General features: G+C 44.1%; 12 protein-coding genes and 1 riboswitch. Of the genes, 11 read left to right on the top strand and 1 reads right to left on the bottom strand.

The window, feature by feature from the left end:
- Positions 1-493 precede the first annotated feature (493 nt).
- Entirely contained in the window at positions 494-1,414 is a 921-nt protein-coding gene (gene thiD / locus ACJV2T_RS03945; RefSeq protein ID WP_419399204.1) for a bifunctional hydroxymethylpyrimidine kinase/phosphomethylpyrimidine kinase, read from the top strand.
- 260 nt (positions 1,415-1,674) lie between these two features.
- Here the strand turns inward: thiD and thiM are convergent, their stop codons facing one another.
- Entirely contained in the window at positions 1,675-3,252 is a 1,578-nt protein-coding gene (thiM, locus tag ACJV2T_RS03940; protein WP_415687500.1) for a hydroxyethylthiazole kinase, read from the bottom strand.
- Positions 3,242-3,351: riboswitch (TPP riboswitch) on the bottom strand. It overlaps the preceding gene by 11 nt.
- Before the next feature lie 1,011 nt (positions 3,352-4,362).
- Between thiM and ACJV2T_RS03935 the strand changes: the two genes are divergently transcribed.
- The 10 genes from ACJV2T_RS03935 (at position 4,363) to ACJV2T_RS03890 (ending at position 25,465) form a co-directional block, all read left to right on the top strand.
- Positions 4,363-5,178 carry a hypothetical protein gene (locus tag ACJV2T_RS03935; RefSeq protein WP_419399203.1) on the top strand — a complete coding sequence of 272 codons (816 nt, stop codon included), beginning with the start codon at positions 4,363-4,365 and terminating at the stop codon, positions 5,176-5,178.
- Positions 5,179-5,221: 43 nt separating this feature from the next.
- Complete coding sequence (locus ACJV2T_RS03930; protein ID WP_419399202.1) at positions 5,222-9,826, top strand: PD-(D/E)XK nuclease family protein; 4,605 nt, start codon at positions 5,222-5,224, stop codon at positions 9,824-9,826.
- 2 nt (positions 9,827-9,828) lie between these two features.
- Entirely contained in the window at positions 9,829-14,106 is a 4,278-nt protein-coding gene (locus ACJV2T_RS03925) for an ATP-dependent DNA helicase (RefSeq protein WP_419399201.1), read from the top strand.
- Between the two features lie 25 nt (positions 14,107-14,131).
- Positions 14,132-14,818, top strand: a complete 687-nt coding sequence (locus tag ACJV2T_RS03920; protein ID WP_419399200.1) for a GNAT family N-acetyltransferase — start codon at positions 14,132-14,134, stop codon at positions 14,816-14,818.
- A gap of 60 nt (positions 14,819-14,878) precedes the next feature.
- Positions 14,879-16,273 carry an MFS transporter gene (locus ACJV2T_RS03915; protein ID WP_415687491.1) on the top strand — a complete coding sequence of 465 codons (1,395 nt, stop codon included), beginning with the start codon at positions 14,879-14,881 and terminating at the stop codon, positions 16,271-16,273.
- A gap of 258 nt (positions 16,274-16,531) precedes the next feature.
- Positions 16,532-18,559, top strand: coding sequence for a ribonuclease J (locus tag ACJV2T_RS03910; RefSeq protein ID WP_419399199.1), 2,028 nt, complete (start codon positions 16,532-16,534; stop codon positions 18,557-18,559).
- Between the two features lie 115 nt (positions 18,560-18,674).
- Entirely contained in the window at positions 18,675-21,290 is a 2,616-nt protein-coding gene (gene pepN, locus ACJV2T_RS03905; protein WP_419399198.1) for an aminopeptidase N, read from the top strand.
- A gap of 488 nt (positions 21,291-21,778) precedes the next feature.
- Positions 21,779-23,203, top strand: a complete 1,425-nt coding sequence (gene glmM / locus ACJV2T_RS03900) for a phosphoglucosamine mutase (protein WP_415687487.1) — start codon at positions 21,779-21,781, stop codon at positions 23,201-23,203.
- A 174-nt stretch (positions 23,204-23,377) separates the two neighbouring features.
- Positions 23,378-24,031 (top strand): peptide deformylase, encoded by a 654-nt coding sequence (locus ACJV2T_RS03895; protein WP_004107289.1) that lies wholly within the window; start codon positions 23,378-23,380, stop codon positions 24,029-24,031.
- 270 nt (positions 24,032-24,301) lie between these two features.
- Positions 24,302-25,465 carry a hypothetical protein gene (locus tag ACJV2T_RS03890; RefSeq protein WP_419399197.1) on the top strand — a complete coding sequence of 388 codons (1,164 nt, stop codon included), beginning with the start codon at positions 24,302-24,304 and terminating at the stop codon, positions 25,463-25,465.
- Positions 25,466-25,520: the final 55 nt, after the last annotated feature.

Below are 25,520 nucleotides of genomic sequence, written 5' to 3'. Positions count from 1 at the left end.
TGGATATTCGTGTGGTAGAGATTTGAGATTTTTCGCACTGATTGAATGTCTGCATGCTTATGAAGTTTTGCAGTTGTGCTCTGCAGACGCTGAGTATTTATTGCATAGTGGACGCTAGCGTCCGTGCTGTTGCACAAGCCACACCAAGCACTTCTACCGCACCACAAAACAACGGTGGGTGAATTTACGAGTGAGGGGTGGGTGTTGCTTGGTCGAGCAATATAAAAGCGGAACGATAGTAATAATCTCGTTGACGAATACTATTTCTGCAGAAAAAGTAAGTAAAAAACTAAACTTAACTACGCAACCGCTAAGTCCAAATAAGGTATAAGAGCGGAGCGCTGCGAGACAAGCAACACCCACCACTCACAGCCACACAAGAAACCCGCCAGCCAAACACCAGCAAAAACTCGCGCCACATTAAACAAAATGTAATATAAACTATACTTTCTCATGAAACTATATTTGCCTGCGACGCAATATAATAAAAGTTATGACGCTAGTATCAAGCAAACAGCATGACGAGCAGCATGCTAAATCGCCTATGCAGCAATCAAATCCAATCATTCCGCGCGTGCTAAGTGTAGCTGGCACAGACCCAACAGGTGGAGCCGGGATTCAGGCAGATCTCAAGTCAATTATGGCGGCGGGCGGCTATGGCATGTGCATACCAACTAATTTGGTTGCGCAAAACACGTGCGAAGTTCGCGAAGTATTCACGCCGCCGGTCAGCTTTTTCCGCACTCAACTTTCGTGCGTGTACGACGACGTTACAGTTGACGCGCTAAAAATTGGTATGCTCGGATGCGCTGAATACATTGAAGCTATGCGAGACTGGATGCGCGATAATCCGGTTCCTGTAAGCGTGCTAGACCCTGTGATGATATCGACTTCCGGGAAGCGCTTGCTTGAGGCGAGTGCTGAAAATGCTATGCGAAAATTTATAAGCTGCGTTGATGTTGTGACGCCAAACGTGCCGGAATTGGCGGCTTTGAGCGAATCGCGCGTTGCGGAAAACTTTGAGGAAGCTTGCAATCAGGCGCGCGAGTTGGCTGCAAAAAATAGCGTTGTCGTAATCGTAAAAGGTGGGCACTTAACTGGCGAAGACGTTGGAAATACTGCGGTTTTCCCGGATGGCTACGCAAGCCACGTGCCAAGCGAGCGCGTTGAAACAAGCACAACTCACGGAACTGGATGCTCGCTTTCTTCTGCGTTGGCCACGAAAATTGGGCTTGCTTTGCGAGAGGGTAAGAGTTTAAGCGAGCACGATACCGTACTTCGCGCGCTTGAATGGTCGACTGCGTGGCTTCGCGAGGCGATTGCTGCTGGAAGTGAATTGCATGTTGGACGCGACGGAAAGCACGGGCATGGACCTGTAAACCACTCCGTGCGCATCCTTCAGCAAACTAAGTGATACTCGCGCAGCGCGCAATCTGCGTGAGTAACGAAAAACGGCAGAAACTGTGCAGATGTGTACAGTTTCTGCCGTTTACCAGCCAGATTCCGACCAAAACTTTACAGCGGTGTAAAGAAACTGTCGTTCCCGCACCAAAAAACGGCAGAAACTGTGTAGCCGTGTAAAATAAAGGTCGGCTACGCGCCAAAAAACGGCAAAAACTTTACAACGGTGTAAAGTTTCTGCCGCCTACGCGCTATGCTGCGCTCAAGCTAGCTTTACTCAGTAATCACGCGCTTAAGCTCGCGCGCAACTTTCCCAGCATCCTCAGCGCACATAAGCGCCGATACTGTGCAAACTCCGTCAAGCTCAAGACCGCGAATAGGGAACACTGTGTTCTCGTGAATTCCGCCAATTGCCAACGTTTTTACGCCCATAGAGTGCGCAACTTTCGCAACTTCGTTCACTCCGTCAACTCCCAGCGGTGGCACGTCGTGCGCTTTCGTATGCGTTTCAAAAGCGGCACCAATGCCAATCACATCCGGCAGTGGAACGTCGTTTTCTTTGCACTCGCGGTAAGCTTTCTCCATCAAATCCGGTCGCGCGCAAGAAAGCCCGACCATCCACTCAGCCGGCATCGCCTTTCGCGCCTCAACAAACGGCGTATCCTTTTGCCCAACGTGCAAGTTGAAACCAAGCTGAGCTGCGCAATCAACATGATCGTCAATAAAAACAGGCACGTCGCCATGTCCGGAATCAATAAGCGCGTGGCGCAACTTCTTCGCTTTAGCTGCAATCTCCGCGTCGTCGGAATACTTATCGCGCAATTGCACAACTGTAACTCCGCCTTCAATCGCCTCCACAGCCACTTCTTCTTCCGGGCGATTTCCCATTCGCGGATCCGTTACCAAATATAGCGTCCAATCCACAGGCTCCACCGTAAACTCAATATTCGTCAAACTAAACATGTCGTTTACGCTAAGAGTTGAAAGCGCATCCATCCACAGCGTGCGGAAAGTGCCTGGAGCTGTGGTTTGGCGAGCCGCCCAAGTTCCAGCCGCTGCTGCGTGCACGTGCGCTGCAACAGTTGCTGCGAGCGGACGTTCTGGGTTTGCGCCAACGTACGCTGCAACTAACGCTCCCAAAGCGCATCCAGTTCCAACTACTTTAGTCATAGCTTTGTGGCCACCTGTTACGCGAGCTAAGCATCCATGGCCGTAAATTGCGTCTTTTTCGCCAGAAATTGCCACTACAGATCCGTATTTTTTAGCTAATTCGCGAGCAGCTTGAAGCGCGTCGTTTACGTTATCGTGAGAATCTACGCCTTTTCCGTTGCTTTCTTTGCCTGCAAGCGCCATGATTTCGGAAGCGTTTGCGCGGATTACAGTAGGGTGGTGCTTAATAATTTCGTGAATAAAGCGCGCGCGAGGTGCGAGTGCTGGAACGCCGATTCCAACCGGGTCAAGCACCCACGGGGTATCGGCTTTTTCGCATCCTTCAACGGCTGCGCGCATGTATTCGGAAGTTTCTGGCTGATGGAATGTGCCAACGTTTATGAGCACGCCTGTGGCAATTTGCGCAAGTGCATGCGCTTCTTCCGGATCGGTTACCATAATTGGCGAGGCGCCGGCGGCGAGCAGTGCGTTGGCTGTAATGTCTTGCACGATTACGTTCGTGATGCAATGGGTGAGTGGCTGCTGTATGCGCACGCGTTCGATGCATTGACGCACGTCGTTAAGGAACATGCGTCGGCGTGCGCGTGCTGAGAAGCATGTGTCGACTTGCGTTGTTGTGTTTGTGCAGTATTCGTTTGCTTCGTTGCAGGTATTTGTTTTTTCAGTGTTGCATGTTGTCATAATGTTTCCCTTCGCTAGCACTATCTAGATCAGGTTTTACGGATTTAATCTCAGCGCCGCCCGCGATTTTGCGGCAAATGCGCACTCCGAACCATCCTTCGACTATATCTTTTGTTCGTGACTTACGCTCTTTTGCGTTAGCGCTGCGATTTAGCGCGTAGGCGGCATAAACTGCGCGCGTCTGTAAAGTTTTGGTCGGATTTTCTTGCGTTCGCAGCATAAACTTTACACAGCTGCACAGTTTCGGTCGGATTTTCTTGCGTTCGCGGCATAAATTTTACACGGCTGTAAAGTTTTGGTCGGATTTTCTTGCGTTCGCAGCATAAACTTTACACAGCTGCACAGTTTCTGCCGTTTTCCGTTACTGGTGCAGATTGGCGCTCGCGCGGATTACGCGCTCGCTTACGAAACTCGCGTTGGAAGTCCACTGGACTTCCAACTTGAGCGAGTTTCCGCTCCGAGTTGCTTTCGCGCGCTAAATCGCAGCACTTGCAGGAATCTACAAAAATCGCGCCGCATTTTTGCAACTTCTTCTACATATTTTCGCTTGTTAACATGAGATTATGTATATGTGAACATGATTATATATTATTTAACATCTTAATTGAATTGCCGTGCGGTCGCGTGGATATTCGTGTGGTAGAGATTTGAGATTTTTCGCACTGATTGGATGCTTGCACGTTTATGAAGTTTTGCAGTTGTGCTCTGCAGACGTTGAGTATTTATTGCTTAGAGAACGCTAGCTTTTGTGCTGCTGTACACTTCACACCAGGCACTCCTACCACACCACAGAACACTAGCGGTTTTATTAGTAGTGGGAGATAGGAATTGCTTGGTCGAGCAATATAAAAGCGGAACGATAGTAATAATCCTATTGACGAATACTATTTTTGCAGAAAAAGTAAGTAAAAAACTAAACTTAACTACACAACCGCTAAGTCCAAATAAGGTATAAGAGCGGAGCGCTGCGAGACAAGTAATTCCTATCTCACACATTTGAGTAAAATAAAATCACAAATAAAGAAATCCCCCAAAACTCGCGCCACGTTAAAGCAATATGAAACAAGATTATTAAATAGTAGATTATAGAAGTTACGAAAGCGAGATAACATGGCAAACGATTCCATGCAAGAACAAAAGACTCCTCTCACCGCGCGCGAATACGCGACGCGCACAGCAATACGCACGATTGCAATCATCGCATCTGTTTATGGCATGGCTGCTTCGTGGGAAGGCTTGATGACCTTCACTTATTTTACGAATCTTTCTAACCTTATGATTTGCGTAGCTCTTGCTGGATCGCTTTTGCTTGATACAGCTGCGTTTATGCGTGCTCGTAATTCTGTAGCTTTCACCTCTCAGCCAGCTTCCGCCGCGCAGCAAGATTCCGCAGCATCTTGCGCATGGTTCGACTCAAAATCCAACGCTTGGTACATTTTCAAATTCATGATGACAATCTCAATTGCTGTCACATTCACTTTGTACCTGTGTTTCTTAGCACCTACCAATAAGCTTGGTTTCGTTGGCGCTTACATGAATAACGGATGCAGCAGTCTTTGCGTCCACGCAGTTGCGCCGCTTCTTGCAATCGCTGATTTTGTGCTTTTTGATTACCGTTTCCGCTCTACTCGCGCACACATTTATTTCTCTACGATTCCGCCTCTTGCTTATGTTGCTTATGCTGCTATGCTTAGCGAGTTTGCGGGCGTGCGTTGGGGTGTTCATGCAATGCGCGCGCCTTATAATTTCCTCAATTATGGCGCTCCTGCCGGCTGGTTCGGCTTTGCACCGCAAACTTTTAATGCCACTACTTTGGGCGTTGGTGTTGCGTATTTGTTAATTGTGTTCACTCTTATTTTTATTGGTGTCGGCAGTGTATTTCTTGCGCTTAAGGATGCTCGCGCTCGCGCAACGTTAAAAGAATAGTATTGTTGCGCGCCACTATTGCCTAATTGCTAGAATTAAGCGTATGAGTGAGGATACTGCATTACAAGCATTATTTGACGGTACGTTACGCAATTCTTCTGGCAATGTGACTAATACGTTGCTTGTGTATGGTGCGCCGAATACTGGTAAAACGCAGTTTGCTGTGCGCGCAGCAATTTCCGGCTATAAGCGCTGGTCGCATAATGTTACTGCGATGGCTGTGCAAAATCGTGTTCTTGCTTCAAAAATTGACAATATTATTATTCGTCAAATTGGTGTGAGTAAGCAGTCTCGTCCAGTTGGCACTTTGGCTTCTTTGGCTTTTAATATCATTTCTGCTTGCTGTAAGTTAAAGAATAATCCTTCGCCTAAGCTGCTAAATGGTGCTGAGCAGGATTCTTTGCTTCGTAAAGTTTTGCGCGCACACATTGAGCATGTTATGCGTGGAGATAATGGTGATTGCAATATATGTGCGCTTTTTAAGGATTATTTTGAAACGTCTCAATGGGTTGTTCCATTAACTTGCGCAGTTTCTAACGCTTCTAACACTTCCGCCGCTTCCGCAACTCCGCTCCTACAATCAACTTCTTCGTCTCCAGAATTTTTGGCAGATAACTTCGATATTAACAACGCTTTTATGCATCAATTGCGCGATATGCTCGCTCGTTTAGATGAGCTTGGTATTAGCGATTTTGAAAGCGAAAATTCAGTTCTTCGCGCTCTTAGTGACGAGCAATCTTACGCCAATAATAGTGATATTTTACAAACGTCTGTTCTTATTAAACGTAGATTAACTCAATGGCGTTTGGCGTTTGCTTTGCGCGCTGAATATCGAAAAATAATTGCCGACACTTATAAATCTTCTTTCCGACTTGACGCTTCGCAACTGTTGGTTGAGGGTGCAAAATCTGCGCGCGAATTAGGAGAGCATGGTTTAGTAAATTCTTCTGAAATTCCGGCTCTTCTTGTAGTCGATGATTATCAAGATATTACTTTAGCTGGTTTGAGTTTTATTGAGACTTTGTCGAAGATTGGCACGCGTTTAGTTTTGCTTGCGAATCCGGATGAATCTGTGCAATCGTTTAGAGGAGCGTACCCGGATTATGCAATTTCTGCAGTTTTGGATGAGTTGAATGCTGCTGAGCAAACTTTAGAATATACGGGTTTTGCTGATTCTTGCGAAAATTCTTCCGACGATTCTGTTGATTCTTCTAAAAATTCTTCTGCAGATCCAATTTTTGCAAATCATACTCAAGCACCTTCGATGCGTGAATTACTCGCTTCACGCGTTTCTCTTTCGCTTACTTCGCAATATAAAACAGACGTTGCACTCCCAAATCGCCCTTGGAAAATGCCAAAATTTGTAGGTTCCCTACCGATTGAGCCTATAGAAACCAACCAAAATTCTAATCTCAACTCAGACGACACTGTTTTTACAGCGTTATATCGTTCACAGCGCGAGGAATTAGATGCTGTTATTTGGCAAATGAAGCAATCTCACGTAAATAATAAGCGCAAGTGGAGCGATATGGCGTTAATTGCGCACGACAATTCTACTGTTCGTCTTTTTGGCGAGCAGCTTCGCGCTTCTGGAGTTCCTGTGCGATACTCGTCAGTAACTCGCCCATTAAAAGATGAGCCATTTGTGCAAGGTTTATTTGCGCTTATTGAACTTGCTCAATTTGCGCAGCACGGTTTTTCTGGAATTGTTGAGCAAGTAAAACATGGTAGAAGTTTGCAAAATTTGGCTTCGTGGGTGCGTTTGCGAGTTCAGAATATTATGGATAGTCCACTTTCCGCGATTACTAAAAGTGATTTCGGATTTTACGGTGATTTAGACGTTGAAATACCTGCGAAGTTATATTCTGTAGATTCGCTTATGCGTTCTCTTTCCTCTCTTTCGGCTGTTTTAATTGAGCAAAATGGTGAAAAGAACAAAAGCTTTGAATCTAATGCTCCTTTGCGAAATCTTGTTCATAACTGGGATTTGTTGCAAAATTCGCTTCATGATGCGCAAAGCAAAGCGTACGTTGAATCTCAAATTTTGGTCGATAATAGTCGTATTGATGGCAGTTCAAATGATCTTATGCCATTATCTCTCGATGCGTGCTATTTGCTTTGTGTAGCAGATGTTGCACGTTCTATAGATGATGATTCTACTGTATTGCAAATATTGCAGAATATGGCTCCTCGAAATCCGCACGTTGCAGCTTTTGTAAAACTGTGGAAAAACGTGCAAATTCTCGCTTCTCGTATGCACAATAATCCTGATTTGAGTAATGCTCAATATGCTCTTGGTGAGGCTTGGAATATTTGTCATGTTGCTGAGCGTTGGCAGCGTATGTCTTTACAGCATAATTCGGAAGGTTATCGAGCTAACGATCGCTTGGATGCTGCAATGCGTCTTTTTGATTATGTTTCTTCATATGTTTCTTCTGATATTTCTTCAATTAATACGTTTGACGATACTTTTAGACAAGAAAATGTTGTAAGTATTGCAGATTTTATAGCTCAAGTTCGTGGCATGGAAATTGAAGCTGATTCTCTTGCTAAGGTAGCGCCTGTTCCAGATGCTGTAACGCTTACTACTCCTGCTGGTTCTGTTGGAAAACATTGGAATCTTGTGTGGATGCCTACTTTACAACAACGCGTGTGGCCAAATCTTGCTTCTCGTAGCACTATGTTTGGCGCAGAAAGTTTAGCGAATATTATTTTGCATTCTAAGATTTCTGCTTCTAAGTTGACTGTGAATGCGTCACTTCTTTCGAATAATGATAAATCTGCAGTTTTTGCTTCGGAACAGCGCAGCTTTTTGTTAGCTATTACGCGCGCAACAGAGAGTTTGTATATAAGCGCGCAATATAGCGATAGTGCTGTGCCAAGCGACTTTCTTTATTATTATTTGCCTGAAAGATACTACAATAATGAAAATTCTCGCACGCCTTTTACGGAATTTACTACGCCTTTTGCTGGTTTAGATATGGATGCTCGTGGACTAGTGTGTGCTGCTCGTTCGCAAATTTTGCGTGCTTCTTCTATGAAAGAAGAGTTTGGCAATAGTGCAGGTAATGCAGGTAGTGCAGGTAATGCAGATAGTTCCGATAGTGAGAATAGTAAGTCTAGAAATGCGATTATTGACGCTGCTCAAACGTTGCAATTACTTAAAGAAAATGGAGTATTTTGCGCTGATCCTTTTGAGTGGGATTTTATGAGCGATGTCGATGACTATGTTGACGAAAAATCTTCTGTTGGAAAAGACAATGAAAAATACAATGAAAAAGCTAGCTCTGCTAAAAAAATTAACTCTGTTATAAGTTTGTCTCCTTCAGCTGTAGACAGTTTGTGGGCATGTCCTGTGTGTGGATTGGTAAATCGTCAGCTTTTAGGCCCTCAACCCGGCAGCGCAGCAACGTATTTTGGCACGCTAATTCACGAAACTGCAAGGTGGGCAAGCGAAAATCAGCATTACGATATGCCGGAAACTGAAGTCGATGAAACTGAAGTTGATGAAACCGAAGCGACGAATAATGCGGCTGAAGTGACGAATAATTCAGCTGACTATTCTCCCTACTCTCCGCTTGTGCGCCGCAGTAACGCAATCGCAAATCTTATGGAAAAGTATTACTTAAGTATTGCGCCTGAACTTGCAGATATTCGAGATAGTAAGGAGCATTATTCTGCTCTTGCGCGCGAGAAGAATATTAAACGTGCGTTGCATGCAATTGCGCAATATTTTGTCACTTCTTACGATCAATCAACATACAATCTTAACTCAAAAAAGTCAGAAAACGGCATATTAGAATCTCTTACAAAAAGCGAAAAATCTTTAGAAAGTAGCATAGGCAGATTGCAACAAGCGTATTGCGAATTGCAAACAAGCGCGCATTTTGGATTTAATGATATTGCTCGCGTATTGAACAATACTTTTAAGAATGCAAATTTGCAAACCGTTACTACGCATGACTGCTACGAATTGATGGGTGCTTTAGTTGGAGGATGGCCGGATGGCGCAAGTGAAGATATGCAAGTGCATATTCACGGTCGAATTGATCGCATGGAAAAGCGCATCAATTCAGATGGTTCCGAGCATATTCGCTTACTGGACTACAAAACAGGAAAGCCTTTAGCGGCAAGCGGAGTTTTTAACGATTTGCAGCTAGTTTGCTACCAGCTTGCTTTACTTTTTTCTGATGAGAATCCTCTTATTGATGAGTCGAATGCGCCGATTATTTCGCGAAGTATTCTATTTCACGTTGCTAAGAACGATTATCCTGCTCAAGATCATAACGTTGCTGAAAACGTGTATCAGCCGCCGCTTTGCGTAAAAAATGCTTTAAATAATAATCCGCTTGAGTTACGAGTTGGATTCAAAAATATGGCAAGATTGTTAGATTGTCCTCATCTTGACGATATTGCGAAGAATTGCCCAGAAAATGTAAGCGAAAGCGCTTGGCAGTCGTTTAAATCATTAAATCAAAGCGCAAAATGGTCTCTTACTATGATTTCGCGCGTTTGCTATGCTGCTGCGGCAGTTCGTTCGCATAAGATTATTGCGCACCCAACTTCTGAACACTTGAAGTATTGCAACGGAAAACAAGTATGCCCAGCATGCGCAGGTTGTATAGACACTGTATATGAGGTGCTGTAGTTATGATTGATAAAACAAATAAGCAATTTACTCGCAAGAACACCGATAGCGCGGAGCAAGCTGCAGCAATTCAAGCGCCAACAAATAAGAACATGATTATTGTTGCAGGAGCTGGAAGCGGCAAAACGTATACGATGACTCGTCGCGTTATCGACCTTATTGAGCGCGGAGTTGCTCCTGAAAGTATTTTGGGCTTGACTTTTACTAATAAAGCAGCTTCTGAGCTGCTTGCAAGAGTTGCTCAAGCTGTAAGTCAGCATAGTAGCGAAATAAATAAGCTCATCAATAACGGAAATTCCGCATCTTCAAGTGGCTTTTTGAAGCCAGAAGTAATGACATACGATGCCTTTTTCCAGTCAATTGTGCGCCAATATGGTTTGCTCGTTGGATTTGATCAAAATACGCAACCTTTAAGCGATGCAGGTGCGCGCGAATTAATAAAACCTCTAGTAAACGATTATGTTACTAATCATGCGGAAGTGCTGTCTTGGTATAGTTTTGATGCGCTTATTGACGACGTGCTTGCGCTCGCAGCAGATATTTCATGCTCGATGATTGGCATAAATAGCAGGGGAGAGTCTATAGATAGCACGTCTAAAGCTGTTTCAGAAATTCAAAAGTGGAATAACGCTTGGATTGAACATTTGCAAAAAGCAATTAATTGTGCTGAACCTACTGAAATAATTGCAAAAAAGCCTAGCTCTATTAAATTGCGTCGCGGAAAAAACGATTCAGATGAAAAATATTTCGAAAAGTGCGAAAATTACGGAAAAGAATACGTAGAATACCTGAATATTACATTAAAAAATAAGTGTTATGAATCTTGTAATAACTTGCTTGAAGCTGCTGAGAAGCGCAATGCATTACTTGAATTAGTTTTGGCTTTTGACGCAGCAAAGCAGCGTGCAAATATGGCGCAATTTAGCGATTTTACTATTGCTGCATACCGTTTGGTGACGCATTTTCCTTCTATTGCAGAGCAGTATCGCCGCCAATACAGCCAAGTTTTGCTTGACGAATATCAAGATACTTCTACAACTCAAGCAATGCTGATTGCAACGCTGTTTCATAAAAAAGCTAGCGGTGTGGAAGAAGCTAGCGGTGTTGAGGAAGCTAGCGTTGATGCGAAAGATAACGTTGCTGCGAAAACTAGCGAAAATCAAGACTTTTTAACTACTCAACAAACGCATATTGCTGCAGTAGGTGATCCGTTCCAAGCTATTTACTCGTTTAGAGGAGCTAGTTCCGGAGCTTTCAGAAAGCTTGAGCAAGCACTAAATATCGACCATTCAAGTGAGTTTTCTCTTACTAGAACGAGACGCAATTCGCAACTTATTTTAAAAGCTGCAAATTCTATTACGAAACCTTTGCGAGTGCCTGCGCTTCGTCATAGTAGCTCACTTGCTACAGAAGTAGAAGTGAAAAACTTGCAATACTTAGATAATGCGCCAAAAGGTACTTTTAGTGTGTTAAATATGCCTACGCAATATCAAGAAGTAGAAGCCGTTGTGCGTTTGGTAAAATATGTAAAACATAATGCGCTGTCTGAAAACGACGATACTAATTCTGCATCTGCTCGAGTTGCAGTTCTTTTCCGTAGCAAAAATAATATTCCGTTATATGAAGAAGCATTACAAAAAGCAGGTTTACGCACTCTTACTGTTGGGTATTCTGCATTGCTTGAAAAACCAGAAATTCGAGATGTTTTAGCTCTTCTTTCTGTTGTTGCAGATCACACAAATACGCAAGCTTTGATGAGATTGCTTGCAACGCCTCGTTTTGCGCTTAATACTGACGATTTGGCTGCTATAGCTAATATTGCAACATCAAAGAATATTGAATATGTTTTTCGTGCTTTAGTGCAAGCAGGTTTAGTAGACGCTGAAACTCCTCGCTCTAAGTGGTCGCAAGTTGTTCGAGAACAGCAATCTCAAGCTTCGCAAACCAATAGTATTCATGGTGGAGTTTTTGTGGCGGATGTTTTGCTTGAAGCATACGAAACGCAATTAAGCGAAGAAGCAAGAAATAACGACAAAACCGACAATAATTTGCTTTCTGAGCTAAAAAATAATTTAAGCTCTAAAGCTTATGTAGCAGTGTTAAGAATAGGGCAAATGATTCATGCAATACAACGTGCTCAATCTGGCTCTTTGCAAGATATTATGCGCGTTGCTGTAGAAACACTTAATGTTGATATTGACGTTGCGTTATCTCGCGCGCTTATGAATGATACTTCCTCTAATGCAACGCTTCTTGACGATATGCACTCTACTGTCGATTCTATTTGTCTACTAGCAGACGCGTATTTGCAGGAAATGAGCGATTTTACAACTCCTACTTTGCATGGGTTTATGTCTTGGATTTTCAATATAGACAAAATTAACGATCAACCTTCTTCAGTGGATGAACCTGCGGATGTCGTATTGATGACTATTCACCAATCGAAAGGTTTGGAATGGCCTGCTGTAGCGATAGTTGGGCTTAATGAAGGCGCGTTCCCAAGTAATCAAGGCGATAATTTGCGCGTAATAGCAACGCAACAAAGTGGCGTGTACAGGGAAAGGGCATATGCAACGCTCGAAGTTGCTTCAAAAGTGCCTGTTTCTATGAGAGTGGATGCAAACATATTGCCAAGATTCCCTCACGATGTTGATCTTGAAACTAGCATGGAACCTCAAAAATCTTTGAAAAATATGTTAACTGTAGACGATATCGACGCAGAAGTTTATGGATCAAGAGCTAGAGAAATGTTTGATTTGGCAGAAAAGTTCCATGAGCATGAGCAGGCTCCAATAGAAGCGATTCCTTCAGAAGCTAGCAAAGTGTATGACGCTGTGATGAAAACTGGCACATTGCCTCTTTCGCAAGTCGAGGAGCGCGGGCGCGCTTTGCATATTGACGAGCGTCATCTTATGTATGTTGCTTTGACGCGTGCTAAATTCGCAGCATTGCTCACTTGCAGCCAGTCTAATGCTATGAGCGTTGTTGAGAATAAAGAAAATTCTGCAAATAGTTCAGCTTCTTCTGTAGACGAATCTTCAAATATTTTAACTTCTAGAGTTAAAAAACCTTCTGTTTTTTGGCAGGAAATGTATGATTCAATGCGCGAATCTGAAGAATCTCCGGTTCGGATCACAGCTAGTGTTTCTGATTCTTCAAATCAAGTAGGTTATGTTGTAGGGGAGTCAGCTTCGCAACTTTCGCAATTATTTAGTGAGGAAAGCACTATTCCAACTGAAGATAATAAGAGGCAATTATCTTGGCCGAGTGCATCTAGTGAAGCTATACGTAGTGTATTGCAAAAATCTGCGCAAGACGTTGTAAATTCAAAAATCAGTAATCAAATTTCTGGTATTTCAAAAGATAATTCTTTGCTTTACAAAGCTCAAGCTTTGCTACAAGATGCAGATTTAATGCCGAAAATTGATTGGTATCGCAACATTCAAGAGTTAAAAAACAGAGCAGAGCAGCTTTCTAATGTTGAAAATGTCAATGTGACTGCTGTGCAAAGGCGCGCTATGTTTCGTAATGATTATTCGCGCGCGAATGAAGATTTTGATGATGCGGATGCTAAGCGTTTGCGAAAGGAATGGATGGCAATTATTCGCCCTATTCCTAGCGTTTCTTCGCCTGCTTCTGATTTGGGAACGCGTTTTCATGCTTGGGCTGAACAGTTTGTAAAAGCTGGTTGCGTGAATAAAAATTCTATTCAGTATGACGTTGATGAGAACGTTGATGAGAATGCTGCTGAGAATGTTGTTGAAAATGCTGATGAGAACGTTGCTGAGAACGTTGCTGAAACTTGCGAGAATATTTCGCAAAATGCAAAATCTTCGGAGCGCAAATTGTCGATATGGAAGCAGCGTTTAATAACCTCGAAATGGGCGCATCGCCGTCCTGTAGCAGCGGAGCAGCCGATTGTAGCTCATGTTCCAGAATTAGGCGATCAAATTATTAATGGCAAAATCGACGCAATATTCGCAGGTGGTTTAAATCCAGAAGATCCAAGCAAATTGTATACGATAGTTGATTGGAAAACTGGTAGAAAACCGACCAAGCCGCAAGATATCGCGCTTAAACTTGGCCAGCTTGACTGGTATCGTCTGCTTTTGTCTCTTATGACTAAGGTTCCACTTGATGCTATCGATGCCACCCTTTATTATGTGAACATATCGGATGAATGTGAACGGGAAATTCATGCCGAGCAAAAAACGAAAGATGAGATCCTTGCCGAGTTACACTCTGACACGTTAATCTCCCTCGATGATGATGACGCATAAACGAATTATGAAGTAAGGAAGAACCATGACTGTTGAATTTCGTTCTGTAAAACTCAGCGATACTGATGCAATGGTTAAAGAGTATGAACGTACTTGGGGTATTGCGCAAAAAGTTGGGAAAGATGCTTCGTTAAGTCTTTCTCGAAGATCTGTGTTGCATTACTTGGAGCCTTCAACGCATGGTACTATTGCTGAAGTAGACGGTAAGTTTATGGGTCTGCTTTTGGCGCGAGTTTTTGACGCACCTGTTTTATTTCCGGAAGTAGAAAGAATGCTTCGCGAGCAAGAAGCCGCAATGAAAGAGAATTGTGACAAAAACTATTCTCTTGCTTTAGAAGAAGCGTATGGCATGCGCGTGTTGGAAACTAAACTTGAAGCGAAATCTCATATTAATAATTTAACTCAAGCGGAATTGGAGCTTTTCCTTGTTTCTCCAGATGCTCGTGGGCATGGTGTCGGTGGAGGCTTGTGGAAGCGAACAATGCATATGCTAAGAAATAACGGAGTAAATCGTTACTATTTGCATACTGATTCAGCGTGTGACGTAAGCTTTTATGATTATCACGGGCTTAGAAGAGATGCTTCTTTTATGCGCTCGGATCATCCTTATGAAGCTAAGAACGTGAAATCTTTGGTGGACGACTTGTATATTTACTCAGGTGAGCCGAGAGTCCGTTCAAAGCAAGCAAATGCTCGTTCTAAAACGCGCTAATAAAAAATATGCAAATGTATAACGTGTGTGACTTGCTTAACAAAAGGAGCAAAGAAATATATGTCGTCGCAAACGGCAACTAAGAAAGCATCGGTATTTTATCAATATTCTAGATTATTTTCATTTAATGGATCTAAAGCGTTTTGTGTAGCAGGCGCGATTGCGCGTTTGCCAATGTCTATGATTGCGTTGGGGATTGTTCTTGCATTAAACCATTTGTATAACAACTGGACTGTTGCTGGAGCAATGTCTGCGTCGTATGTGCTTGCACAGGCTGCGGTAACTCCTGTGTATGCTAAGCTTTTTGACCGTTTTGGTCAGCGTAAAGTTGGGGTTATTGCGCTAAGTGCTCAAGTAATCGCTATGATTTCTTTTGCATTTGCAGCTTTATTTAAGGTTCCTCTTGTTTTGCTTTTTGTGCTAGCGATTGTGATGGGCGTAACTCAGTTTGCTTTTGGCGCGTTGGTGCGTACTCGTTGGGCTTATACATTGCGTGCAGAAGATGACGATTCTTTGTTAAACGTTGCTTATGCGTTGGAATCTGGTATCGATGAAATTGTGTTTATATTAGGACCTATTTTGGCTGCGTGGTTAGCAACTTCTGTGCATCCTGTTTCGCAATTATTCGTGCCAGTAGTTGCAAGTGGATTGGGCGGAGCTTGGTTCTTTTCTCTAAAAAATACTCAACCTGCTGTGCTTAAAGTAGTGGAAGTTCCAACTGCTGCAGCTGAAGACGTCGATGTATTAATCGCTTCTCAAAAAGAAGATGAAATTTCTAAAGATTATGCGGAATCTCAAAAGCAAGAAGCGAAACGTTCATTTGCAGACAAATTTAGTCTTAAGCAATTGCACAATCATCACTCAAAAAAGCGCGGCAAAAACGTGCTGCTTTACCGTGGTATTATCCCGCTTGTGCTCATGTTCGTTGTGTTTAATATGAGTTTTAGTGCATTTGACGTGTCTGTAACAGCTGCAATGAAAGCTCAGGGGCTTGATCATTTTATCGGTATGCAGTTGGCATTGTTTGCATGCGGTTCGCTTGTTGGAGCGATTATTTTTGGATCGCATAAATTCCGCGGTTCTAATTGGTCGCATTTGATTGTATTTTTGACTGGTCTAACTGTCGGATTTGTGCTTATGAGTCTTAATATTGACAGACTTATGCTTATGAGCGTTTTTGAAGTGCTTTCCGGCTTATGCGTTTCGCCAATTTTCGCAACTGGAAATCTTATCGTTAAAGCAACTGTTCCTGAAGAATCGCTTACGGAAGGTCTTTCATGGCTACCAACTGCGTCTGCTGTTGGCTGTTCTTTAGGCTCGATGGCTGCTGGAGCTGCAATCGACTCGTGGAGTGCTCACGCTGGCATGATGGTTCCGTGGATTTCAACACTGGCAGCTATACCTATCGCAACGTTCGGCTGGTTTATTGTAATGGTGCTTAAAAAGCGACATTAACTGCGCACGTGTGTAAAGTTTCTGCCGTTTTTTCGCGCGTATCCGACCGAAATTTTACGGCTGCGTAAAGTTTCTGCCGTTTTTTGGCGGTTTCGCGACTTTTTCTTTACACTCACGTAAAGTTTCTGCCGTTTTTTCGCGCGTAGCCGACCGAAATTTTACAGCTGCGTAAAGTTTTTGCCGTTTCAGTTACAAAAGCTGAGTTGAGTCCTAACGGTACACTAGAAAGAAGTGCGCAATATCGCAAGATGTAGTGAGATGAATATGAAAACAGAATATGATGAACGTACTGAGGAAATTCTTGCTGAAGTAGTACGCGATGCGTTGCAATCTGACGCTGATAATATGCGTTCTCTTAATAACCAAGAATCTTCTGCGTCGTCTAAACAAATTCGACAATCGGTGAAAAAAGTGAATAAAAAAATGTCTTCTGATACTTCAACTAAATCAGTATCTACTAAAGATGTAAAAACTGCTAAAACTAAATCAACTAAAAAAGCTAAATTCAACAAAGAAACTAAAACAGAAAACGCAAAGTCATCAACTCGTAGAACAGGAAATGTTCTTCCTCCTGTAGTTAACGATCAAAGAGAGGGTGCTCTTATTGCGCCGCCAAAGTATCGTAAAGGATCAATGCGAATCGTACCGCTTGGCGGTTTGGGTGAAATCGGCCGCAATATGAACGTAATTGAATATAACGGTCATATTTTGCTTATCGATTGCGGTGTGCTATTTCCGGAAGAAGAGCAACCAGGCGTTGATTTGATTCTCCCAGATTTTCACTACATTCAGGATCGTTTAGACAAAGTTGAGGCATTGGTTTTAACGCACGGTCACGAAGATCATATTGGTGGCGTGCCGTACCTTCTTAAAATGCGTCCTGACATTCCGTTAATTGGTTCAAAGCTAACTCTTGCTTTTGTGGAAGCTAAGTGCAAAGAGCATCATATTGATCCGGAGCTTATTCGCGTAGAAGGTCGCGATAAGATGAAAGTCGGTCCGTTTAACCTTGAATTTATTACTGTTACGCATTCTATTCCGGATGCGCTCGCTGTGTGCGTAAAAACTCCAGCCGGAACGCTTATTGATACTGGAGATATTAAGCTTGACCAGCTTCCTCTTGATCATCGCATTACTGATTTAGTTGAGTTCGGGCGTTTAGGCGAGCAAGGCATAGATTTGCTTATGGCTGATTCCACTAATGCTGAAGTTCCGGGATTTGTGAAGCCTGAAACTTCGATTGGTCCGGCTTTGGATCGCGCTTTTGCTGAAGCTGCGCGCAAAATTATTGTTGCTAGCTTCTCAAGTCACGTTCATCGCGTGCAGCAAGTGGTTGACGCTGCGCATAAGTTTGGGCGCAAAGTTGTGTTCGTCGGGCGCTCGATGGTTCGCAATATGTCAATTGCTGCGGATTTAGGCTACTTGCATATTCCTGAAAATACTGTTGTTGACTTAAAGCAGGCGAAGGATATTCAGGATGACAAGCTCGTTTACATGTGCACTGGTTCACAAGGCGAGCCTATGGCTGCACTTGGGCGTATTGCAGATGGCAGCCACCGAGATATTACAGTTAACGAATTCGATACTGTTATTCTTGCAAGTTCGCTTATTCCAGGCAATGAGCATGAGGTTTACAAAGTTATTAACAAGCTTGTGCAGTTGGGTGCGCGCGTAATCAACAAAGATAATGCTGCTATTCACGTGTCTGGTCATTGCAATGAAGGAGAGTTGCTGTACTTGTACAACATTGTGAAGCCAAAGTGCGCTATGCCAATTCACGGTGAGCATCGTCACTTGGTTGCAAACGGATTAATTGCAGTAAAAACTGGCGTTGATCCAAATAACGTTGTGCTTGCTGAAGACGGCGATGTTGTGGATTTGTATCATGGCAATGCTGCAGTTGTTGGTTCTGTGCCATGCGGTTACGTGTATGTTGATGGTGATTCTGTTGGTGAGCTTACAGATGAAGAGCTTGAAAAGCGCAGGATTTTGGGTACGGAAGGTTTCGTTTCGAGCTTTGTTGTAGTTGATACAGAGCACGCTGACGTTGTTTCTGGTCCAAAGATTTTCTTGAATGCTGTTGCTGAAGACGAGGCTGATTTTGAGAAGGTTCGTCATCAAATTGTTGAACAGTTGCAAGATGCTATGATGCGCGGCGAGCATGATACTTATAAATTGCAGCAAATTATGCGACGCACGTTGGGCAGTTGGGTGGCTCGCGCTTTGCGCAGGAAGCCTATGCTCGTGCCGGTAGTTGCGGATATTGCAAATAATAATCAAGAATAATAAAGAATAATGAAATATAATTAAAAATAAGAAAAATATTCGCAATTATTCGTAAATAGCTGAAAATAATCGTAAATATAATTAAAAATAAGAAAAAATAAGGAAGGTACAAAATATGCCAGGAGCAAATCTTACTCGCGTAGAAGCTCAAGAGCGTTTCGACGCTATCCAAATGCCAATTCACTACGATGTTGCGCTTGATTTAGGAAAAGGCGGCCGCGATTTTACTTCGCGCACGAAGATTGAGTTTGACGCTAAAGCTGGTAGTGCAAGCTTCCTCGATTTGATTGCAAATAGCGTAGAATCCGTAGTATTAAACGGTACCGCTCTTGACGTTTCTAAAGTTTTTGCAGACAGTCGAATTGAGCTCGCAAATTTGCTTGAGCATAATACCGTAGAAGTTGTAGCAAACTGCCAGTATTCCAACACGGGCGAGGGTTTGCACAGAAGCGTTGATCCTTCCGACAGAAACGTGTATTTGTATACTCAGTTCGAAGTGCCGGATGCTCGCCGCGTTTATGCTGTGTTTGATCAGCCGGATTTAAAGGCTGTTTTTGACTTTACGGTAGACGCTCCAGAAAGCTGGATCGTTACTTCCAACATGCCAGTTAAGAGCGAAACTACGATTGAAGACCGCGAGACTGAAGCCGGCACTTTGGAAAATGGTGCTGTAGAAGGCATGAAGCGCTGGGTATTCGAGTCAACTCCAAAAATGAGCTCCTACTTAACTGCTATTTGCGCAGGCCCTTACGCCGAATGGCACACAACTTACAACAACGAAGACGGTCGCGTAGTTCCAATGGCAATGTACTGCCGTCAGGCACTTAAAGACGCTTTTGCTAAAGACGTTGACTACTTGTTCGATATTACGAAGAAGGGCTTTGCTTTCTACGCTAAGACTTGGGGAGTGCCATATCCGTACGCAAAGTACGATCAGATTTACGTTCCAGAATACAACGCTGGAGCTATGGAAAACATTGGTATGGTTACGATTCGCGACCAGTACGTGTTTGAATCCAAGGTTACAGACGCTTACGCTGAGCGCCGCGTTGTAACAGTTTTGCACGAGCTTGCACACATGTGGTTCGGCGACTACGTGACAATGAAGTGGTGGAATGATTTGTGGCTTAACGAATCCTTCGCAGAATTCACTTCTACTCTTGCAACTGCTGAAGCAACCGAATGGCACGACGCTTGGAGCACTTTCAATTCTGGCGAAAAAAGCTGGGCGCTTAATCAAGATCAGCTTCCAACAACGCACCCAATCGTGGCTCCAATCAACGATTTGAACGACACTTCCGTCAACTTCGACGGCATTACTTACGCAAAGGGTGCTTCCGTATTGAAGCAGCTCGTAGCGTACGTTGGTCGCGAAAAGTTCTTTGAAGGAATTCACAACTATTTGAGCAAGCACGCTTATAGCAACGCAACTTTGGCTGATTTGTTGCACGAATTAGAGCTTACAAGCGGACGCGATTTGAAGGCTTGGAGTGCGCAATGGCTTGAAAAGGCTGGAATTAACACGATTTCTACTGAAGTAGAAGAAGCATGTGACGGCACTATTGCTTCTTTGCGTTTGCGTCAGAGCGCGCCAGCTGAGCATCCAGTTTTGCGCGCACACCGCTTGGCTGTTGGATTCTACAATCTAGACGAAGCAACTGGCGAAATTAAGCGCACAAAGCGAATCGAACTTGACGTTGACGGCGAAGTGACGGAAGTTGTTGAAGCGTGCGGCGAAAAAATGCCAGCGCTTATTCTTGTAAACGACGACGACTTGACTTACACAAAGCTACGTTTCGATGAAAAGTCGCTTGAGTTTGCTGCAGAAAACTTGTATCGTTTCAAGGATTCTTTGACCCGCTCGCTTATTTGGCTCGCATTGTGGGACATGACTCGCGACGCAGAATTCCCAGCAGAACGCTTCGTGGAGCTCAGCCTTAAAGCTTTGGCAACTGAGCGCGAATCAACTACTTTCCGCTATGCTCTTGGTCAAGTAAAGGTAACTGCAAGCCACTACGTGGTTCCAGAGCGTCAAGCAGAAGTCGCAAAGCATGTTGCTCACGAACTCTGGCAGTTGGCTTTGGCAGCTTCGGCTGGTTCCGACGAGCAATTCCAGCTCGTTAAGGCTTATCTTGGATACGGCGAAGTTGGAGATGCTGAGTTCTTGCGCGTAGCTAACGGATTGCTCGACGGTTCCGTGAATCTGGAAGGCTTGGAAATCGACAACGACTTGCGCTGGAGCATTTTGATTGCGCTCGCAGGTGTGAACGCTTTGGATGAAGATGGAATTGACGCGGAACTTAAAAAGCGCGATACTACCGAGAATCGCGAATACGCTTACCAGGCTCGTGCAGCTCGCTCAACTGCAGAAGCTAAGGATTGGGCTTTCGAACAGGCTTTGCGCAATCTCGATTTGACGAATATGCAAATGGGCGCTGTGGTTGCTGGCTTTGCAAGCACCGCTAAGGGCGATTTGGTTAAGCCTTATGTTGAGCGCTACTTTGCTGAAGTTGAGTGGATTTGGAAGAACCGCACTTTCCACATGGCTGAAGCTTTGATCGAAGGCTTGTATCCAACTTATGCGGATGTAGACGAGTTAGTTGAGCGCGGACAGCTCTGGCTTGATGAGCATAAGGATGCGGATCAAGCTTTGCGTCGCATGGTGCTTGGCGGTCTCGATTCTTCTCGCCGCACGCTTAAAGTGCAGCACTACAACGCTTCCTTGCGCTAAATTTCGGACATTGGTGCAGTACGTTTTCTGCGGCAGTGTCTCAAAACAGTCAGAATGAGACACTAGTGCAGTTGCTAATCTGCGGCAGTGTCTCAAAACAGTCAGAATGAGACACTAGTGCAGAAAACGTACTGCACTAGGGTCTTTGTTTGGTGGTTTAACTATCACTGGTTAGCTCGGCAGGTCGTTAGCGCACACCAACCACAATCAAATTCCCAATGAACAACAACACAGCTCTGCCATGCCTTCGTCAATCGAGACGAAAGCAGACCTCGCTTGCGCTGAAAGCACACTGTGCTTTCAACTTTGAGCAAGCTCGGCGCTCCGAGTTGCCTTTGCATACTACGTTCTAAGTGCAAAGGCAGGTCGGAGCGCTAGCGCGTTATGTAATGCTACGAGTAAGATGGCAAACAGTGTGTGACGCGCTAGTATGCGATGTTGTTTGCTTGCGCGCAAGATGAAGTGATTTTTGCGAAAGAGGCTTTATTATGCCAAGAATGTTTGGTACTGATGGTGTGCGTGGATTAGCGAATCGAGATTTAACAGCGCAACTTGCGTTAGATTTAGGTGACGCTGCAGTGCGCGTTTTGGGAGATAAAAGCGCGGTTGCGTCTGCTGCAGAAGAAGCGCAATCAAATAGTTCTTCTCGTTCCGCTCACGCTCGTCGTCGCGCGCTTATTGGTAGAGATACTCGCGTTTCTGGCGATTTTCTAGCTTCTGCTCTCGCTGCTGGCATGAGTGCTGGCGGTTTTGATGTTATCGATGCTGGAATTATCCCAACTCCTGGCGTTGCTTTCCTTACTTCCGTGCTTAACGTTGAAATGGGTGCTGTTATTTCTGCATCGCATAATCCTATGCCAGATAACGGCATTAAATTCTTTGCGCGCGGAGGATTTAAGCTTCCAGATAGCAAAGAAGATGAGATTGAGGCTGTGCTCGGTCAAGATTGGGAGCGCCCAACCGGTGCTGGTGTTGGTCGAGTCAGCCATGATACTACTACAGCTACTAACTTGTATATTGATCATTTAGTTTCTGCTGTTGCGCCTTTAAGTAACGCTTCTACTACGCGTCCAAAGCCGCTTGCAGGTTTGCGTGTTGTAGCAGATTGCGCAAATGGTGCTACTTCTGTTGTTGCTCCTGAGGCTTTGCGTCGCGCTGGTGCAGAAGTTGTAGTTATTAACGCATCTCCTGACGGCTACAACATTAACGATCATGCGGGCTCGACTCATCCTGAGCAGTTGCAAGCTATGGTTAAAGCTTCAAAGTCTGATTTGGGCGTTGCTTTCGATGGCGACGCAGACCGTTGCTTGGCTGTAGACGAAAACGGCAATATGGTTAATGGTGATCAAATTATGGGTATTCTTGCGCGCGCTAAGAAGGCTGAAGGCAAGCTCAATCATGACACTCTTGTAGTTACAGTTATGAGCAATCTTGGCTTAAAGCTTGCGCTTAAGGATATGGGCATTTCAACAGTGCAAACAAACGTTGGTGATCGCTACGTTCTTGAAGAAATGCTCAAGCATGATTATTCGCTCGGCGGCGAGCAGTCTGGTCACGTTATTAATCGCGAATTTGCAACAACCGGTGACGGTACGCTTACTGCTTTGACTTTGTGCCGTGAAGTTGTGCGTTCAGGCAAGAAACTTTCGCAAATGGCTGCAGACTTCCCACAGCTTCCGCAAGCTCTTGTAAATGTGCCAAATGTAGATAAAATGGCTTCGAAAACTAACGCAGCTGTGCTTGCAGCTGTTGAGAAAGAATCGAAACTTCTTGGAGATACAGGTCGCGTGCTTTTGCGCCCTAGTGGCACAGAGCCGCTTGTGCGCGTTATGTGCGAGGCTGCAACTCAAACTCAGGCAGATGAGGTTTGCGCCCGTCTTGCTCAAGTTGTGGTCGATAATCTGAAGTTATAAGTTTGCTTATTTTTGCGTTCTCTGTTTGCTTACGTTTCAGTCGGCTCTAGCAGTGCGCAAATAATTTTGATACACTTATATCTTTAGTGCGGCTTTCAAATTCTGCTCGCGGCATGTAGATTTTGTAATTTTCGCGTTATTATGCGCGTTATTTAAACGGTGAAAAGGAGTCCTATGTTTACGCATCACGCAAGTGTCGATACTAAGCTCAGTCGCGCTGTTGAGCGCTTGCTTGATTCTGCTACAGAAGACGGTATTTTGCCGATTGTGCAAGCAGGTGAGCCTGTTCTTCGCCAGCGTACTGTTGCGTATGACGGTCAGCTTACTCGCGCAACTCTTACTAAGCTAATTTCGTTAATGCATAGCACAATGCTAGAAGCTCCTGGAGTTGGTTTAGCTGCTCCTCAAATTGGTCTTGGTCTTGCTATTGCTGTTATTGAAGATCATGTTCGTGACGATGAAGACGATCCTCGAGATATTGCAGAGCTTCCATTTCGCGCAATTATTAACCCTCATTATGAGCCGATTGGCACTCAAACACGCAGTTTTTATGAAGGCTGCTTAAGTGTTTCCGGCTATCAGGCTGTTCGCCAGCGTTGGCTTGATATTCAAGCTACTTGGCAAGACGAGGATGGCAAACAACACTCCGAGCGTTTACACGGTTGGCCTGCGCGTATTTTCCAGCATGAAACGGATCATCTTCGCGGTGAACTTTATATTGATCGTGCAGAAATGCGTTCGCTTTCCACTGATGAAAATCTTGAGGATTATTGGGCAGATGAAGCGGTTCCAGTAGCTGCAGCTCGTACTTTGGGATTTGCTATCTAGGTTTTATTGCAAATTTGTTTATTAATTTAATTTAATTTTGCTTTTGATTAATAAAAACTTAGTATATTTTTTTGTTTTTCTATTCTTACGTCGTATTTTTTACTGATTTACGTCGTATTTATAGAATTTTTTTGCCTTGAACAAGCACTTTTTTGTTATAATTAGTTTGTTTTGTGTGCTTTTAGTAATAGAATTGTGCGCAAGTGGTTTGTTAAACATTTCTCTGTTAACAAATTTATTGGATCTGTTCCATTAACAAAGGAGAGACGAGTGAAAGTTTGCGCTCAATGCGGTACTCAGAATATTGATACTGCAAAATTCTGCAAGGGCTGTGGAAACAAGTTTGAGGCTGCTCAGCAAGCACCTGTTCAGCCTGCTCCAGCCCAGCCTGCACCTGTTCAACATGCACCTGCCCAGCCTGCACCTGCTCAACCAGCACCTGCTCAGCCTGCTGTACAGCATGCTCCACAGTTTGCGCGTCCTAGTATGCCTCAGCAGGGTGCGCCTCAGCAGGGTATGCCAAACATGCAACGTCCAGGCTATCCATATGCTCAGCAGGGTATGCCAGCTCAGCCAGGAATGCCAGGCATGCAGAATCGTCCAAATACTCCAGGAGTTTCACACTACAGCCAAGTTTCAAACCAGCTTAATGCTGAACAGATGATGAACTTCTTCCGTTGGTTGGTAACTGCTCTTAAGAATCCTTCCCAGAAGTATCGCGTATCTAACCTCTACGCAGCATTGATAGCACTTGTTTCTGGTTTGCTGTTTGGTTTGCAAGGATACTTATATTCTATGAGTACTGTTAACGCAGTGATATCGCAAGTTTTCAGTGCTGTAGGTTCATCGTCAACATCAAGTATTCCAATGACTCCAGGCGTTCCGTTTACCGTGTTCCTTTACAAGTTTATTATTGGCGTTTTAACTGTATACGCAGTCTACGCTGTTGCTTTGTTGGGTATGAAGATGTTTGGTGATGAGATTTCACCAGCTCAGCTTCATGTTCTTTTTGCACAAAAGCTTGTTCCACTTGTTGGCTTGCAAATAGTTGCTACAGTATTAGCACTTATTCCACCATCTAGGACTGCTTTAATTGGATGGGGCGATGCTGTGAAAAATTCCTTGTCAGGCAATTCGCAAGTAATGAGTATGACCCCTGATTCTGTAGATGCGTCTTTGTTTATCCATAATCCTTCTTTGGCATTGCAGATTCCATCTGTTGCTTTGCAAGCTCTTTACCTTGTGCTGCTGATTTTGGTGCCTGTGTCCTTCTTAGCGACTGCACGATATAAGGGCAAGCTTGATCGTGAGTGGATGTGGGTTATCTTCGTCCTTGTAGGCGTTATTGCAATATTCATTGTATCGGCCATCGATAAGAGCTTCATGACGTCTGCATGGTCAAGCTTCAACGCAACATCTAAAAATTTTAATTAAGAATAATTGAGCCTAGTTGGGAAACCAGCTAGGCTCCCTTGTAATTTTTTTAAAA

This window comes from Gardnerella phocaeensis (assembly GCF_048545075.1).
Taxonomy (GTDB): Bacteria; Actinomycetota; Actinomycetes; order Actinomycetales; family Bifidobacteriaceae; genus Bifidobacterium; species Bifidobacterium vaginale_J.
This window is presented reverse-complemented; position numbering and strand designations above follow the sequence as displayed.

Bases quoted from the DNA above. Each gene is read 5' to 3' on its own strand.
- thiD (WP_419399204.1), top strand. From the start codon at position 494: ATGACGCTAGTATCAAGCAAACAGCATGACGAGCAGCATGCTAAATCG.
- thiM (WP_415687500.1), bottom strand. From the start codon at position 3,252: ATGACAACATGCAACACTGAAAAAACAAATACCTGCAACGAAGCAAAC.
- ACJV2T_RS03935 (WP_419399203.1), top strand. From the start codon at position 4,363: ATGGCAAACGATTCCATGCAAGAACAAAAGACTCCTCTCACCGCGCGC.
- ACJV2T_RS03930 (WP_419399202.1), top strand. From the start codon at position 5,222: ATGAGTGAGGATACTGCATTACAAGCATTATTTGACGGTACGTTACGC.
- ACJV2T_RS03925 (WP_419399201.1), top strand. From the start codon at position 9,829: ATGATTGATAAAACAAATAAGCAATTTACTCGCAAGAACACCGATAGC.
- ACJV2T_RS03920 (WP_419399200.1), top strand. From the start codon at position 14,132: ATGACTGTTGAATTTCGTTCTGTAAAACTCAGCGATACTGATGCAATG.
- ACJV2T_RS03915 (WP_415687491.1), top strand. From the start codon at position 14,879: ATGTCGTCGCAAACGGCAACTAAGAAAGCATCGGTATTTTATCAATAT.
- ACJV2T_RS03910 (WP_419399199.1), top strand. From the start codon at position 16,532: ATGAATATGAAAACAGAATATGATGAACGTACTGAGGAAATTCTTGCT.
- pepN (WP_419399198.1), top strand. From the start codon at position 18,675: ATGCCAGGAGCAAATCTTACTCGCGTAGAAGCTCAAGAGCGTTTCGAC.
- glmM (WP_415687487.1), top strand. From the start codon at position 21,779: ATGCCAAGAATGTTTGGTACTGATGGTGTGCGTGGATTAGCGAATCGA.
- ACJV2T_RS03895 (WP_004107289.1), top strand. From the start codon at position 23,378: ATGTTTACGCATCACGCAAGTGTCGATACTAAGCTCAGTCGCGCTGTT.